This window comes from Streptomyces sp. NBC_00690 (assembly GCF_036226685.1).
Classification (GTDB): Bacteria; Actinomycetota; Actinomycetes; order Streptomycetales; family Streptomycetaceae; genus Streptomyces.
This window is the reverse complement of record NZ_CP109009.1, coordinates 5394325-5407626: the sequence shown is the minus strand read 5'-3', so window position 1 is coordinate 5407626 and position 13302 is coordinate 5394325. Positions and strand designations below refer to the sequence as shown.

19 protein-coding genes are annotated in these 13302 nt (G+C 66.5%); 5 read left to right on the top strand and 14 right to left on the bottom strand.

Annotation, left to right across the window (positions count from 1 at the left end; all coding sequences use genetic code 11):
* Positions 1-43 precede the first annotated feature (43 nt).
* From OID54_RS23760 to OID54_RS23705, 12 genes are all read right to left on the bottom strand, one after another.
* On the bottom strand, positions 44-592 hold the full coding sequence (locus OID54_RS23760; RefSeq protein WP_329022558.1) for a hypothetical protein: 549 nt from the start codon (positions 590-592) through the stop codon (positions 44-46).
* A complete protein-coding gene (locus tag OID54_RS23755) occupies positions 585-929 on the bottom strand; it encodes a hypothetical protein (RefSeq protein WP_329022556.1) in 345 nt (114 codons plus the stop codon). Before OID54_RS23755 ends, OID54_RS23760 begins: the two co-directional genes overlap by 8 nt.
* Before the next feature lie 65 nt (positions 930-994).
* Positions 995-1309, bottom strand: a complete 315-nt coding sequence (locus OID54_RS23750; RefSeq protein WP_329022555.1) for a hypothetical protein — start codon at positions 1307-1309, stop codon at positions 995-997.
* On the bottom strand, positions 1309-1530 hold the full coding sequence (locus OID54_RS23745) for a hypothetical protein (protein ID WP_329022553.1): 222 nt from the start codon (positions 1528-1530) through the stop codon (positions 1309-1311). Before OID54_RS23745 ends, OID54_RS23750 begins: the two co-directional genes overlap by 1 nt.
* A 101-nt stretch (positions 1531-1631) precedes the next feature.
* The gene (locus OID54_RS23740; protein ID WP_329022551.1) at positions 1632-2168 is read right to left on the bottom strand and encodes an antirestriction protein ArdA; all 537 of its coding nucleotides are present in this window, start codon (positions 2166-2168) and stop codon (positions 1632-1634) included.
* 120 nt (positions 2169-2288) lie between these two features.
* On the bottom strand, positions 2289-2630 hold the full coding sequence (locus OID54_RS23735; RefSeq protein ID WP_329022550.1) for a hypothetical protein: 342 nt from the start codon (positions 2628-2630) through the stop codon (positions 2289-2291).
* Between the two features lie 82 nt (positions 2631-2712).
* Positions 2713-3033, bottom strand: coding sequence for a hypothetical protein (locus OID54_RS23730; RefSeq protein ID WP_329022548.1), 321 nt, complete (start codon positions 3031-3033; stop codon positions 2713-2715).
* Position 3034: 1 nt separating this feature from the next.
* Positions 3035-3463: a hypothetical protein gene (locus OID54_RS23725; protein ID WP_329022546.1), complete on the bottom strand. Its 429-nt coding sequence runs from the start codon at positions 3461-3463 to the stop codon at positions 3035-3037.
* A gap of 25 nt (positions 3464-3488) precedes the next feature.
* Complete coding sequence (locus OID54_RS23720; protein ID WP_329022545.1) at positions 3489-3806, bottom strand: hypothetical protein; 318 nt, start codon at positions 3804-3806, stop codon at positions 3489-3491.
* A gap of 69 nt (positions 3807-3875) precedes the next feature.
* Positions 3876-4679: a hypothetical protein gene (locus tag OID54_RS23715; RefSeq protein ID WP_329022543.1), complete on the bottom strand. Its 804-nt coding sequence runs from the start codon at positions 4677-4679 to the stop codon at positions 3876-3878.
* A 65-nt stretch (positions 4680-4744) separates the two neighbouring features.
* Entirely contained in the window at positions 4745-5140 is a 396-nt protein-coding gene (locus OID54_RS23710) for a hypothetical protein (RefSeq protein WP_329022541.1), read from the bottom strand.
* A gap of 1474 nt (positions 5141-6614) precedes the next feature.
* On the bottom strand, positions 6615-6845 hold the full coding sequence (locus OID54_RS23705) for a hypothetical protein (RefSeq protein WP_329022539.1): 231 nt from the start codon (positions 6843-6845) through the stop codon (positions 6615-6617).
* A gap of 690 nt (positions 6846-7535) precedes the next feature.
* Between OID54_RS23705 and OID54_RS23700 the strand changes: the two genes are divergently transcribed.
* The gene (locus OID54_RS23700) at positions 7536-7760 is read left to right on the top strand and encodes a hypothetical protein (RefSeq protein WP_329022537.1); all 225 of its coding nucleotides are present in this window, start codon (positions 7536-7538) and stop codon (positions 7758-7760) included.
* 2 nt (positions 7761-7762) lie between these two features.
* Here the strand turns inward: OID54_RS23700 and OID54_RS23695 are convergent, their stop codons facing one another.
* A complete protein-coding gene (locus OID54_RS23695) occupies positions 7763-8296 on the bottom strand; it encodes an HNH endonuclease (protein ID WP_329022535.1) in 534 nt (177 codons plus the stop codon).
* Between the two features lie 73 nt (positions 8297-8369).
* Here OID54_RS23695 and OID54_RS23690 point away from each other — a divergent pair, with 73 nt between their 5' ends.
* The gene (locus tag OID54_RS23690) at positions 8370-8798 is read left to right on the top strand and encodes a phage terminase small subunit (protein WP_329022533.1); all 429 of its coding nucleotides are present in this window, start codon (positions 8370-8372) and stop codon (positions 8796-8798) included.
* A 9-nt stretch (positions 8799-8807) separates the two neighbouring features.
* Here OID54_RS23690 and OID54_RS39245 read toward each other — a convergent pair whose 3' ends face one another.
* On the bottom strand, positions 8808-8969 hold the full coding sequence (locus tag OID54_RS39245) for a transposase (RefSeq protein ID WP_329559514.1): 162 nt from the start codon (positions 8967-8969) through the stop codon (positions 8808-8810).
* Positions 8970-9162: 193 nt separating this feature from the next.
* Here OID54_RS39245 and OID54_RS23685 point away from each other — a divergent pair, with 193 nt between their 5' ends.
* Genes OID54_RS23685 through OID54_RS23675 form a run of 3 tightly spaced genes read left to right on the top strand, consistent with a single transcriptional unit; the run spans position 9163 to position 13228 of the window.
* The gene (locus tag OID54_RS23685; RefSeq protein WP_329022531.1) at positions 9163-10722 is read left to right on the top strand and encodes a terminase; all 1560 of its coding nucleotides are present in this window, start codon (positions 9163-9165) and stop codon (positions 10720-10722) included.
* Positions 10723-10757: 35 nt separating this feature from the next.
* Positions 10758-12179 (top strand): phage portal protein, encoded by a 1422-nt coding sequence (locus OID54_RS23680; protein WP_329022529.1) that lies wholly within the window; start codon positions 10758-10760, stop codon positions 12177-12179.
* Positions 12176-13228, top strand: a complete 1053-nt coding sequence (locus OID54_RS23675; protein WP_329022528.1) for a VG15 protein — start codon at positions 12176-12178, stop codon at positions 13226-13228. The genes OID54_RS23680 and OID54_RS23675 overlap by 4 nt, the downstream gene beginning before the upstream one ends.
* The last annotated feature ends 74 nt before the right edge of the window (positions 13229-13302 follow it).

Here is a 13302-nt window from a genome sequence, read left to right as displayed (position 1 = left end):
CCATGCCTCCAACGCGGGAGGGGCGGGCCACGCGCGGTGTCGATCAGACGGGGTACATGGCAATCTGGACGCGGAGTCTGACAGCGCGAGACTCCGCCTTCACCACGGACTCTCGGGCGATGCTGATGGCGGCCTCGGCCTCACGGAGTTCGTTCTCGATCTCCAGGCGTTCGCTGGTGAGGCGCCATTCGGGGTGGTCGTTCTCGAAGCGCAGGGCGGCTTCTGCGGCAATCTCCGCCAAGCGCTCCCGGGCGGCGGTGTTCCAGCCCAGCTCCTTGCCGTCCCCGTTCGTCATCGACCAGCGCCGGAGGGAGTTGTCCCACTGGAACAGCTCGGGCTCGTCGCTCCGGGCTCGTAGCCAGACCTCTGCCTGGGCGGGAATTCGAGCGAAGGCGATACCGAGCTGGTAGCGGCGCCCGCGGATCTTGAGGGGCTCATCGTCCCGGCCGGACGAGCTGACAGACAGCCGGTGGTTTGTCACGCGCTGCCACTCGTCGCCCCAATGCTCCTTGCCGGACCTCGCAGGGAGGATGTTGATGTAGAGCTTCCCCTCGGGGAACTCGTACACGGCTTCGTACTCGGGGTCAGTCATGGGCGGGTCCTCGGTGTGGCGCTAGGGCAGGGCGCAGGCCGACGTGTAGCGACGCGGACAGTTCGGCGACGAGGCGCCTGTAGTGACCCAGGGCTTCTTGGGCCTTGGCCCAGTCCCCCGTGTCCCAGCGGGCGATGTCGTCCAGCGCGGCCAGGCAGGCATCTGGGTTGAGGTACTGCTGAAGCAGCATGGAATCGGACACGTCCCAGGTCGTGTCGGGGTTTTGGTAGAGGTCGCTGATGGCCGTCGTTCGCCTGCACTCGGTGCATTGGACTAGGCCGCCGGGGCGTACCAAGTACCCTCCGAGGTCACAGTCTCGGCAGGTCATCTCGCTCATGGGTATCCTTTCGGGCAGCCCTCGTCCTTCCCTCCTCCAACGGGAGGGACGAGGGCGTGTCGGTTTCAGGGGAAGAGCAGCCGGTGAAGCTCGCCGACTGTCGGCGTTTCGGCATCGGCATCGGCATCGACATCGACATCGACGGAACGTTCCTGCGACTCGGTTTCCGGCTCGACGAACCATGACGACGGCCAGATGCCGGAGGGGAGGGCGAGGATCAGCGCCTCAGCCGCGTCGGCAACATTCAGCCCCGCCGCGTGCTCGTCCGCCCAGGACCAGGACTGCCCTTCTTCGGGCTCCTGGCGCATGGCCTTGATGGTCTCGTCCAGCTCGTTGACGAGATGCTTGATCTGTTCGGTCACGGGGATCGCCGGGCGCATCAGTAGACGTTGGCGATCTCGATGACTTCCTGGGACTGGATCTCCTCGAAAGCCGGGACGATGTCATGCCATGTGCTCGGGTTGTCGTTGAGCCAGTCGCGGAGGCCGTCTTCGTCGAAGACCTCGCCTTCCTCGGTGAGGAAGTCCTCGGGCACTGCGACGGTGATCTCGATCTCGCCGTGTGTGACGATCTCGACCGGGAACTTGACAGTCTTCTTCACAGGGATTCCCTCCAGATGGATGCGGGTGCGGCAAGGGGTGCAGGTCAGGTCTTCGTCAAGCAATTCGGGCGTGTGGCCGCACTCGACGCAGGGCTCGGTGATCATTCGCACCAGAAGACGTGGACGCCGCCGGCCGACGCCTCGGCGTGAAGGTCGGCAAAGAGGACTTCGGCAGCGCGGTCCCAGTCGATCTCGCTGAACGGCCAGGTGTTCATACGGGCCACCTCCTCCGGGCTGGCCATCTCCTCGGCCCACTCCTGGGCATATTCGGCCTCGCTCCGATGGAATCCGCGGTAGGCGTCGCGGAATTGATCCACCCACTCGTCTCGATCCGCGTACATGCCCCAATGGCGCATCCAGATGGCGAACGCCTCCGCATCCCCTTCGTCGAGTTCAGCCAGGGCCTCGGCGACCTCTGCGGCGTGCGAGGGAGAGCACTCGCCCGTGATCGCGCCGCAGTAGTTCTCGTGGTCCATGACCCACATCTCTTCGTGGGTGGTGGGGCGGCCATGGAGGTCTTCGGGCGTGACAAGACCGGCTACATCGCCGTCGTGCCAGTCGCCGACGAGTCGGCCCGCGTTGTAGCAGGCCAGACAGCCGATCCAGGCGCGGGGCCGGACGGTGGTGGTTGTGGACATCGCATGTTCCTCGCTTCGGTACAGGCCCGCCGAGCACGGCGGTATGCGGGCTGGCATCTTCAGGGGGGAGGAACCGCCTCCCGCCGACCCCCGAAGGGGGTTTCGCCTTTGCGCCTGTGATCAGTTGGCCGCGAGGTGGTTAGCCAGGTCGCGGCGGATTCCGCCCCAGGCTGCGATGGCGAAATCGGCCACCGTGCGGTCCTTCTCCGCGAGGCTGCGGGAGAAGGCGGTCCGGGCAGTGGAGAATCGATGCTCGGCCTCGGCGTGGGCGGCCTCCAGCTCGGCGGTGATGGCCGCCTCTGGCCTTCCGTTGATCCGAGCCACGGCGAATCCGTTCAAGATGATGGGCAAGCCGTCGCGGAGGAGGCGCGCTGCCTCGGCCCGGCGCATCCGGCCTTCACGGACGAGACGCTTGGTGACCTCGCGGGCGGCCTTCTCGGCCTCGGGGGCAGGGGGGTTCATGTTCTTCTCCTGGCTCTGTCGGGAAACAGCCCCTCCCTGCCTCCAACGCGGGAGGGGCTGTTGTTACAAGTTGACACCCTGGTCAGAGGTCGACCTTGCTCGTGCCCTCGACCATGAGGGGGGCGTATTTGCCGATGAGAAGTGCGTGGAAGAGGGGGTCCTCGACAAACGCCACTCGGCGGGCACGGGCGCTGGCGAGGACATGGGCCAGCAGCCCAGCCATGTCCTTCCGATCCACAAAGGACGCGCAGGTGGCGCAGGCCGCCCACAGACCGTCGTCAGCGGGCAGGGCGACGGCACTCGACTGGCCCTCCGCGACCAGGAGTGGGATGTTCTCCTCGGGCACGGTGTAGAGCAAGGTCGCGGACCGGGAGCCGCAGAAGTCGCAAGTGGTGACAGTCATCTCAGGCCGCCACGGCGTACTCGGCGGGCTCCTTGATGTGCAGGTCACCCTCGTCGGTGTCGCCTTCCGCGTGGCAGGTCAGCCAGAGATCGGCGATGTCCTCACGCCCGGCGGCAAGGAAGCCGTCGGCGAGCTGATCCACCTCGGCACAGGTGAGCCCTGCGGCAAGATGGCACGCGAGCATGGAGTCGTCAAAGAGGGCGGAGAGGGTGTCCGTCGCGGTGCGCAGGCTGCTGATCTCCCGCTCGTAGCTGTTGACGATCTCGCCGGAAGCGCGGACCAGCGCCATGATCGCCTTGCGCTGTCTGCGCAGCTCAGCCCAGGGGTTCAGGGTGAGGTTAGATCTAGCCGTGGCGGCCGACGCGATCCCCACCAGGTGCTTCAGCTTGGGGAAGAGCGAGTAGGACCAGGCGCGCTTGAAGTTGCGCACAGGTATGCCTTTCTTTCAGGGAGAGTTAGAGGCAGAGCAACGGCGGCGTGATCAGCGAGACCTCGCCGTCCACTTCTTGGACCGAGATGCCGTGCGGCTCCCACACGCCACACTCGGGGTCGCCTTCACACGGGCAGTCTCGGCGGGAGGTCTCGGCGAGCGCCTCCGCGCCGAAACGGGCGAAGTCCAGCGCGGCACCCTCGTCTTCGAACGGGGTCTCCTCGTGCCGATCGTCGGTGACGACGTACCGGCCGCGTCCGGCTCGCCGGATGTTCCACAGGCCGATGAGGTCCGAGGATTCGTTCCAGACGCGGACCTCGTAGGGGCGGGCGATGGTAGGCATATGTCCTCACATTCGTGGCTAGGGGCCGCCCCTCCCGACGGGGGCGGAAGGGGCGGCGGAACAGGGGAGTCAGGCGGGCATGAGGGCGGTCTGCCCGGGAATCTCGTTGCGCAGGACTGTGCGGCCCAGGTCGAGGAAGTGCTCCGAGCGACCCTGGTCATACGCGTCTCGCGCGGCGTCCCAGTCCACATAGCCGTCTGGCTCGTAGTGGTACAGCTCCCACAAGGCATCGGAGGCGTGCTCGACGATGCTCCGATGGTCGCCCTCGGTGTCGTACGGGTAGTGCAGCTTGACGTCTTCCAGCACCTCGTCGAGGTTCGCCTCAAATACGTCGCGCCGCTGCTCGTGGTAGTCGTCCTCACTGAGGAACGGATGATCGTTCTTGACGTACTCGGCGAGGGCAACGGCCGTGCGGAAGGCGGGGGTGAACGTCTGGGTTCCGTGGCAGTCCCCCTCGCATTCCTGCCCGTGGCAGAAGTCGACGTACGGGTCACACCCAGGCCGGCATTCCTCCGTGTGTGTCCCGGGGCATTCCGCGGGACACCCGCCCTCGTAGACCTGGACGTAGAGCTGTGCCACGTCCCATGCGGAGGAGCCTCCGCCGCATTCGTAGACCTGCTCGTCCGACAGCTCCGTATCGGTGCGGCGCTCATCGGCTACCCCGCGAATCAGGTCGCGGGCAGTCTCGAAGTTCGACTTGTCGCCGATCCACCCGGCCTCGTCGCCGCGCCAGAAGAACATCTCGACGTGCGTGGGCTCGTCTCCGGGGAGCGGTCCCGTGTAGTACGAAGGCCAGGAGCGGTTAGCGTCGCTGAGCAGCTCGGCGTATTGGGCCATCGCCTCGTCGGATGGCGGATCAGTCCTGAAGTACATGGGGTCGCAATCGTTCGGGGCCCGCCCCTCCATGCCTCCAACGCGGGAGGGGCGGGCCATGACGGCTAGGAGGAGGACGCGAGCGCCCGGTAGCACTCCAGCTCGTCGCGGAGTACCTGTTCCCGCTCGTCGCGGGTACGGCGGACCTCGACCAGGACATCCCGAAGGATCGCGATCACGCTCTCAGCCTCGGCCAGTGCGTCGCTGAGAGCCGCGACCTCGGCCTCCGCGTGCGTCAAGTTCGAGTCGGAACGGTCGAGTTCGGTGACCAGACACAAGCCCGCCAAGCGGTGCAGGTCGAGCAGTGCCTCGGCGCCCTCAAGCTCGCGGCGGGTGGCGTCCAGTTCCCGACCGAGCTGGAATGCACGCTCGCTGGTGTTGTGCGCGGACTCCATGGCCACGTCCAGCAGGGAACGACCGGAGTATGCGAGGGGGTTGTCCTTGATCAGGGAGACAGCCATGTGAACCAAGCCTTTCAGTTACAGGTTGACACTTTGAATCGAAGAAAAGGGGCCGCGAGGCCCGGCTCGAACCCCCGCCCGAAGGCGGAGGGAGCCCGTACCCCCCAGAGGTGTGACCCTGTGGGGGGCTATGCGGCCACTCGCCAGAGGCGAGCGACCCCGGCCGCTGTCGCTGACCGGTAGAACAGAGTGAGTGATTTCGCTTTTGGGACGGACGCCCACTCAGCGCCCGTCTCACCGTCCGCAGTCTTGCCGTTCACGTTCCTTCCAGGTGGTTTCCCTCCCGGTCGGTCCGTATCCGGCCGTCCGTTGGACGGTGAGCCCTGGATCGACAATCAGGCCCCTACCTCACGCACCCCTCGACCCCATACCGCGCCTGCATCGGGTGCCCTCCGCAGGTCAGCATGGGTTCAGCCGAAGAAGTACGCTCCCGTCGCGCCGGGATGGATAGTCCCGGCCGGTACGGCAGTTGCGTTCACTTGCGATCTGTACCCGAACCTCGTACCCGAACAGTCCAGCGCGCTTCCAGTCCGTACTACGCAGGGTCACCCCGCTAGACCTTCCACGCCCCTTGGCCGGGCGATGATTCCTCAGACCCCGAAGGGTCCGCGAGCTTGAGCTACACCCCCGGAGGGGTGCGGCTTTCAGCCCTTACGCTCGATCCACACCGGAGAGACCCGGTTGCGACATCCGGTGTCCCGCTTGCGGGACAGGGGCCGGATCGAGCGCCCATGCAACGTTGGTGCGCTGGGCTGTGAAGCCCGGCGATTTGATCAGTTACAGGTTAACACCTGCGGCCGATCGATACCCCCGAGGGGGCGGTTTCCCGTGGGACCAACCGGCGGCGACTCTCAGGAGCCCCGTTCTCAGCGGCCTTGCGGTGGTTCCGACTCTAGGCGGTCGGTCCGGCGAGTGTCAACCTGTGACTCCTGCCTGCCTTGGCTGACCAGCGTAAACGCGCTCCGGTTGCCCGTGGGTACTGGCTGCGTAGGACGCTCCCTGTGGGCGGTCTGCCTGCCGCTTCCCCCTGTCTGCCTTTCGGCCGGTCGGTGGTGGCGACATGGAGAACATTAGTCACATGTTGGCACTCTGTCCAAACGTGCAGGTCAGAGCTCCTTTTCGTTAGCTCGCTTGACCTCATTTCCACCCCTCGCGGAGCAAGAACGGGCCGCAAACGGCACTGCACCCCATCCCCGCCCCACGGTGCCCAGAGTGCGCGCGTTCCTCGGCACCGCGCGTCGCGTACGCGCACGCGTTCCCCCTGGGGGGTGTGGGGGGTGACCCCCGACGGCCGAAAGCCCGCACCGCCATGTCTTAGCAGCTCGAAAACTGCCACGGTTCCAAGGTCGCCGAATCACTCCGAACGCTACGCCCCGCACAGCGAAACGGCAGGTCAGGGGACCTTGGTGGCCTTTTGCACTGCCGCCATCACTGCACGGGAACGCTCACAGCCGGAGGCCGGCCGAAGGGCCACTCACTCGCCGGCCTCGCCATAGAAGCCATCCAGGCGAACATTCAGCTCGGCCAGGTCCGGATGCGCTGCCACCTGTTGAGCTTCGGCGGCGGTCTGAATGTCGACGACCTTTTTCATCGAGGCGGCCATGGCGATAGCCGTCGCTGAGAGGTCGTGTGCGGAGGCCGCCATGCGGTGCGCCGCCGCCCTCGTGCGATGGATTTGCGCATTGAGATTGGCGTCATCTTCCATGAGTTCCCTCTCCTTGATCCCCAGGGTGTCAGCGGGCCGCCGGCCGGGCGGTGGCGCCGAAGGGCCATCCTGCCCGAAGGACGGTCGCCGAAGCCTCAAGCACATATGTACGTTGGGCGACTTGCCTCTGCGCCGCCCTCCGGGCGGCCCTTCGTCTTCGCTGCTGGGCACCCTTCGGGTGCCACTGCTCTTCGCCGCTGCCTCACGTGAGTGTGAGCACGATCACGCACGTTCCCGTTTCCGAAATCAAGATCGTTTAGCGACTTATAAGTGTAAGTACGTTAGCCGCAAGGCTTGAGCCCCTGACGGGGCTCGCCCGATGAAGACGAAGTACGTATGTACGTACTTCGCAGGCTGGAGATCGTCATCCCAAACTGGGAGGGCTCCAGCAGGCGTGACGGACTTCCGCAGGACTGGCCGGAGAAACGCGTGCGCGTTCTGCGGCGAGACGGCCACCGTTGCACTCACCGCGATCAGTACGGGGACCGCTGCGAGGAGTTGGCCACGGACGTTGACCACATCGTGCCTGGTGATGACCATCGAGAGATCAACCTACGAGCGCTCTGCGGGCATCATCACCAGGCCAAGTCCTCTCGCGAGGGAGCCCTCGCACTCGCGGCGCGGCGGCGCCAGATGAACAAGCGCTTCAGGCGGACGGAAGCCCACCCGGGCCTGATATAGGGGGTGGCCGTGTTCACTGCCGCATGGGCCGGGTGGATCGTCGCGTTCTGCGTGATCGAGGGCATCGCCCTCTACCGGAAGCAGCCGGGCGACACCCTGTCCGAGCACGTCTGGCGCTGGTTCCACACCGCGAAGGACACTGCGCCGGACCGGACCACCCGACTGCGCCGCTTCGTCCTGGTCGCGTTCCTCGCTTGGCTCTCCGCGCACTTCCTGACGGGCGGGACGTTCTGATGTCAGTTCAGTGAGCGCGCCTCCGTGAGCCTAGACACAAGGTCTCGGCCCTTCTCGGTGATGGTGTAGAACTCCTGGGTCTTCCCCGTGAAGTCGATCGTTGCGCAAGCCCCGTTGGCGATCATGATGCCCAAGTTGGGCTTCAGCCCGCGCGCAAAAAGCCCGTCTTTCACCAGGTGCATCATTGCGATGTCGGAGGCAGCGGGCATCGGCACCGAGTTGATCTCTGGATTCTCGGCGAACAGCGCCAAGACACGGCGCTCGATCTCTCCGTACCGTCCGTTGATCACGCCGAGGTTCGCCTTGTACTGGAGCATCGCCTTGCGATCGATCTCTCCGCCGTCGAAGCGCGTGTGACACGTCGGGCAGAGCGCAATGAGGTTCTCGAACTTGTGCTCGCGCACGACGCGCCACGGCTTGATGTGCGCGATCTCCGTCGTACTGGTCTTGCACGTTGGGATCGCGCATCGGTGCCCCGCCTCAACGAGCACGGCCCGCTTCACTTCCGCGGGGACAGCCTTTCGAACTTGTGCCATGCCGTGAGGCTAACGCGCACCACTGACAACCAGGCCCCGGCCAGGACCGCTTGCACGCTTGGGGGTGAGGCTCATGCCCGGCCCCGTACCCAATCGCGAGGACGACCTCGCCCGCCCCCGCGAGCGCAAGGGTGGCGATGTCCAGTCGGTGTCGCGCGGGGTCGCCCGGCCCGCGAAGGTCCCGAACGGCGACCGCTCCTGGCACCCGATCGCGAAGCGCTTGTGGGACTCCCTGAAGGAGTCCGGTCAGGCGGATTTCTACCAGGCGAGCGACTGGGCCCTCGCCTACTCGCTGTGTGAAGACCTGTCCTACTACAAGGCGTCGGGGAAGCGCAGTGGTCAGATGCTTCAGACGATCTACTCCGCTTTCGAGCGGCTCCTCGTTGCCGAGGGCGACCGGCGCCGTGTGCGTATCGAACTGCACGAGCCTGTGCCCGACGAGCAATCTGCGGCGGTCCTCGCTATCGCTGACTACAAGAAGGATCTCGGACTCGCCGAGTAAGGCACCAGGTCAGAGCCCGAAGACGCTCTTGTCGTAGCGCGACTTGCACTTCGTGCACTGCAACTTGTTGGTGCTGACCCGCTGAACGGTGTTCGTACCGCACACGGGGCACTTGAATCCCTTAGGCATTTGGGCTCTCTCCAGCTCAAGGTCTGCGCCACCTCTCGTCACGCATTAGCTCCGAGCGTAGCGCCTGAGCTGCGGCTTACGGATGGAAATCGGCTAATGATTAATCGGGCAGTAGGTTGTGCGCCTGTGAGGGGGGAGGAGTCTCATCCCTACCCTCACCGACGAAGAGATCGAGGCCCTGGAGCCCGAGTTCCACGGGCCGACCTGGCGGAAGGATGCCTTCGGACAGTGGAAGTTGCCGGCGCGCACTCTCGGCTGGCAGGTCGCCGGCTGGTGCGCGGAGTACCTCGACGGCGAGGGCTCGACCGACGAGAAGCGTGTCCCCTGGCGCTTCACCCGCGAGCAGCTCCGCTTCCTCCTGTGGTGGTACGCCATCGGCGAGGACGGCGAGTTCGTCTACAGAACCGGCGTCTTGCAGAGACTCAAGGGCTGGGGCAAGGACCCGCTTCTCGCGGTGATCTCGCTCGTGGAGTTCGTCGGGCCGTCGCGCTTCTCCCACTGGGACGAGAACGGCGAGCCGGTAGCCAAGCCACACCCACAGGCGTGGGTGCAGGTGACGGCCGTCAGCCAAGAGCAGACGGTGAACACCATGGGCTACCTGCCGGTCCTGATGTCCGAGAAGCTGATCTCGACGTACGGCATCAAGCTTGGCGCCGAGCTGATCCGGGCGGACCGGGGGCGCAAGCGCCTCCAGGCCGTGACCAGCTCGTATCGCGCGATCGAGGGCAAGAGAACAACTTTCACCTTGCTCAATGAAACTCATCACTGGGTCTTGGGCAACGGCGGCGTCAAGATGTACGAGACCATCGACGGCAACGCCACAAAAATGGACTCCCGCTATCTCAGCATCACCAACGCCTTCATGCCGGGCGAGGACAGCGTCGCCGAGCGGATGCGCGAGGCGTACGAGAAGGTCCGGGAGGGCTTGGCGGCCGATGTCGGCGCGCTGTACGACTCGATCGAGGCTCACCCTGCGACGCCCCTGACGGCCGAGGCCCTGCGCATCGTCATCCCGAAAATCAGGGGTGACGCGGTGTGGCTCAAAGTCGAAACGATCATCAAGTCTGTCCTCAACCTGACGATCTCCGCCGCGCGTTCGCGGCGCATGTACTTGAATCAGATCGTCGCCGAAGAGGACGCGGTGCACGGTCCGGCCGAGTGGGATGTCCTACGGGACACCTCGCTTTCGCTGAAGCCCGGCGACGAGATCACAGTCGGCTTCGACGGCGGCCTCCGGGACGACGCGACCGCCTTGGTTGCCGTTCGCGTCTCCGACATGGCCGCCTTCCTGATCGGCCTGTGGGAGAAGCCAGACGGCCCGGCCGGGGCGAACTGGGAGGTTCCGAAGGCCGAGGTTGACTCGGCCGTGCACGACACCTTCCGTGTCTTCTCGGTGCAGGGCATGTATGCCGACGTTGCCCTCTGGGAGTCGTACATCTCCGAGTGGTCGGAGGCGTACGGCGAGGGCCTGGCCGTGAAGGCGCCCGGCAAGGACGCGATCGGCTGGGACATGCGGTCGAGCCTCAAGTCCTCGACCCTCGCGCACGAACGGCTCATGCGCTCCATCTTCGACAGGAAGCTCCGCCACGACGGCGACCTGAAGCTGCGTCGGCACGCGCTCAATGCGCGGCGCCGGGTGAACAACTACGGCGTCTCGTTCGGCAAGGAAAGCCGGGAGAGCCCGAAGAAGGTCGACGCGTACGCGGCGCTCATGTTGGCGCACGAGGCTCTCACCGATCTCCGTGCCCGCGGCAAGCGCGTCCGCAAGCGGACCGGCCGGGGCTTCTTCATTTGAACCAAGTGTCAACATGTAACTAGAGGTGGTGAACCGTGGCCGCTTCTTCCCCCATGTCGCTCGCTCGACAGCTTCTCGGCGTCCTTCATCGTGACGGTGACCGGCTGCGCCGGATCGACGACTATCTGCACGGTCGACATGGCGATCCGTACATGCCGCCCCAGGCGGACGACGAGTATCGGCTGCTGGCTCGCAGGTCGGTGTCAAATTGGATGCCCCTGCTCGTCTCGACCCCGGCGCAGGCCCTCTACGTGGATGGGCACCGGCCGGGTCGGAGCGGAGAGTCTGCGGTGCAGCCGGATTCGGCGACGCCGGAGTGGGAGCACTGGCAGCGGTCCCGGCTGGATGCTCGGCAGGCCGCTGTATATAGGGGTGCGCTCGCGTACGGGCACAGCTTCACCGTGACCGAGCGGTCCCGGGACGGCCAGGTGCGTACACGGGGTCTGTCCGCGTTGCGGACGAGCGCGCTGTATGAGGACCCGGCGAACGATGACGTGCCGGCCGCCGCACTGACGGTGACCGCCTGGCCGGTGGGTGAGTCGCTGGGCCGGGCCCGGCTGTGGGACGCCCGCCGGGTGTACGAGGTGGTCTTCCGGTCTGCGGCTGACGAGGACTCGGTGCGGGTCGACGGTGGGCTCGTCCACGGGGCGAGCGAGTGTCCGGTGACCCGGTTCGCGGCCTCCGTGGATCTGGAGGGTCGGACTGTCGGCGTGATCGAGCCGATGATCGCCACTCAAGATCGAATCAATCAAACGTCGTTCGACTTGCTCCTGGCGCAGAGTTACGGCTCCACCAAGGTCAGGACCGTTACGGGCATGGCGCCGCCAGTCCGGCGGGACCCCGAGACTGGTGAGCCGGTCCTCGACGAATCCGGCAACCCCATACCCCTGTCGATCAACCACAACGCCCGCCGATTCTTGTTCGCCGAAGATCCCGACACAAGATTCGGGAGCCTCGACGAGACGCCACTCGCTGGTTTCGTTGAGTCCCTGGAGATGAGCATCCGGCATCTCAGCGCGCTCGCGCAGGTGCCTCCCCACGCGATGCTGGGGCAGATCGCCAACTTGAGCGCCGAGGCGCTCCAAGCGGCCGAGACTTCGCTGTCCCGGATGATCGCGGAGTTCCGGACGGGCTTCGGCGAGTCGTGGGAAAGAGTTTTCAGGCTCGCGGGCGAGCTGTCCGGCAACACGGCGTCGGCCGAGGACCACCGGGGCGAGGTCGTGTGGCGGGACATGGAGTCCCGGTCGCTCGCCCAGGCCGCCGACGCCCTCGGCAAGTTGCGCGAACAGCTCGGCATCCCTGAGCGGGGCCTGTGGCGCCGCGTGCCGGGTGTGACCCAGACCGAACTTGAGGACTGGGAGGAGATGCGGGAGGACGACGACTCGGTGGGGCAGCTCGCGGGCGCGATCACCCGCGCGACCCCCGAGTCCCGCCCGGTTGAAGCGGTGGCGGCGTGACGGTGTCCGCCGCCCGGTCCACCGAGACGGACGAGGCCACCGCGGCTTTCCATGTGGCGCTGGCGCAGATCGGCGCGGAGACGGCCGTCGGGGCGATGGCCCTGTGGGCGGATGTGCCGACCGATCTGCGTGCGGCGACGGCCGGGGGCTGGCTGCGGCGGGCGATCACGCTCGTCATGGGTCAGCGGCGGCGGTCGAGGGATCTCGCCAGGGCGTTCTACCGTCTCGCCCGTGCTCTCCAGACCGGCCGTACGGTGGCCGATCCCTACCACCCCGAACCGACGCACGTCACCCTGGCCGATCTGCGCCGGGAGTTCGCGGCGCTGGCGGGGGCCGCTCGTCCCATGGCTCCGGCCGGGGGTGGGGCCGCGACCGGCGAGTCCGGGGAAGCCCCGCGTCCGGCCGTCGAGGACGAGCGGGTTCTTGTCGAAGAGCTGCCTGGTCTCCGGGAGGCCGAGGAGGCGATCGAGCGCCAGGCCGAGGAGGAACTCGCCACGGTCCTCGAAGCGCTCGGCATTCTGAACCTGCATCGCAAGGTGGCCGAGGTAGACGACGGGCAGCCCGCCCGGGTCGCCGACCGCGAGCGGGCCGAGGCCCATCGGCAGGCCGGTGCGCAGCAGGCCGCCGCCGCGTCCCGGGTCGCGATGAACGGTGCCCGGTCAGCGACGTGGAACCACATGCGGCGGGATGGGCGGGCCCTCGGCTACGTCCGGCTTTCCAAGTCGGGCACGCCGTGCGGCTGGTGCGCGATGTTGATCAGCCGGGGCGCCGTCTACAAGTCCCGCGAGTCCGCGACCTTCGCCGACGGTGACCGCTACCACGACAACTGCGTCTGCTACGCCGCCCCGGTCTTCAACCGGCAGCAGTTCCAGGGCTCCGAGCTGATGGCCCTGTCCCGCGAGTACGGGGCCCTGTGGCCCAAGGTCACCAAGGGTCTGTCCGGCAAGGCCGCCGTCTCGGCGTGGCGCCGGTTCATCCGCCAGAAGCACAGAGCCGCAGAAGCCCAGGAGGCCGAGCGGCAGTCCACGATCACAGCCCAGGAGGCGTGACCCCTGTCTGAACAGAACACCCCCGCGCCCGACGATGAGACCTCCCCGGCCGAGCAAGCGCCCGAGGCCGCCGC

Coding starts and splice junctions, on each gene's coding strand:
- OID54_RS23760 (WP_329022558.1), bottom strand. CDS start 592: ATGACTGACCCCGAGTACGAAGCCGTGTACGAGTTCCCCGAGGGGAAG.
- OID54_RS23755 (WP_329022556.1), bottom strand. CDS start 929: ATGAGCGAGATGACCTGCCGAGACTGTGACCTCGGAGGGTACTTGGTA.
- OID54_RS23750 (WP_329022555.1), bottom strand. CDS start 1,309: ATGCGCCCGGCGATCCCCGTGACCGAACAGATCAAGCATCTCGTCAAC.
- OID54_RS23740 (WP_329022551.1), bottom strand. CDS start 2,168: ATGTCCACAACCACCACCGTCCGGCCCCGCGCCTGGATCGGCTGTCTG.
- OID54_RS23735 (WP_329022550.1), bottom strand. CDS start 2,630: ATGAACCCCCCTGCCCCCGAGGCCGAGAAGGCCGCCCGCGAGGTCACC.
- OID54_RS23730 (WP_329022548.1), bottom strand. CDS start 3,033: ATGACTGTCACCACTTGCGACTTCTGCGGCTCCCGGTCCGCGACCTTG.
- OID54_RS23720 (WP_329022545.1), bottom strand. CDS start 3,806: ATGCCTACCATCGCCCGCCCCTACGAGGTCCGCGTCTGGAACGAATCC.
- OID54_RS23715 (WP_329022543.1), bottom strand. CDS start 4,679: ATGTACTTCAGGACTGATCCGCCATCCGACGAGGCGATGGCCCAATAC.
- OID54_RS23710 (WP_329022541.1), bottom strand. CDS start 5,140: ATGGCTGTCTCCCTGATCAAGGACAACCCCCTCGCATACTCCGGTCGT.
- OID54_RS23705 (WP_329022539.1), bottom strand. CDS start 6,845: ATGGAAGATGACGCCAATCTCAATGCGCAAATCCATCGCACGAGGGCG.
- OID54_RS23695 (WP_329022535.1), bottom strand. CDS start 8,296: ATGGCACAAGTTCGAAAGGCTGTCCCCGCGGAAGTGAAGCGGGCCGTG.
- OID54_RS23690 (WP_329022533.1), top strand. CDS start 8,370: ATGCCCGGCCCCGTACCCAATCGCGAGGACGACCTCGCCCGCCCCCGC.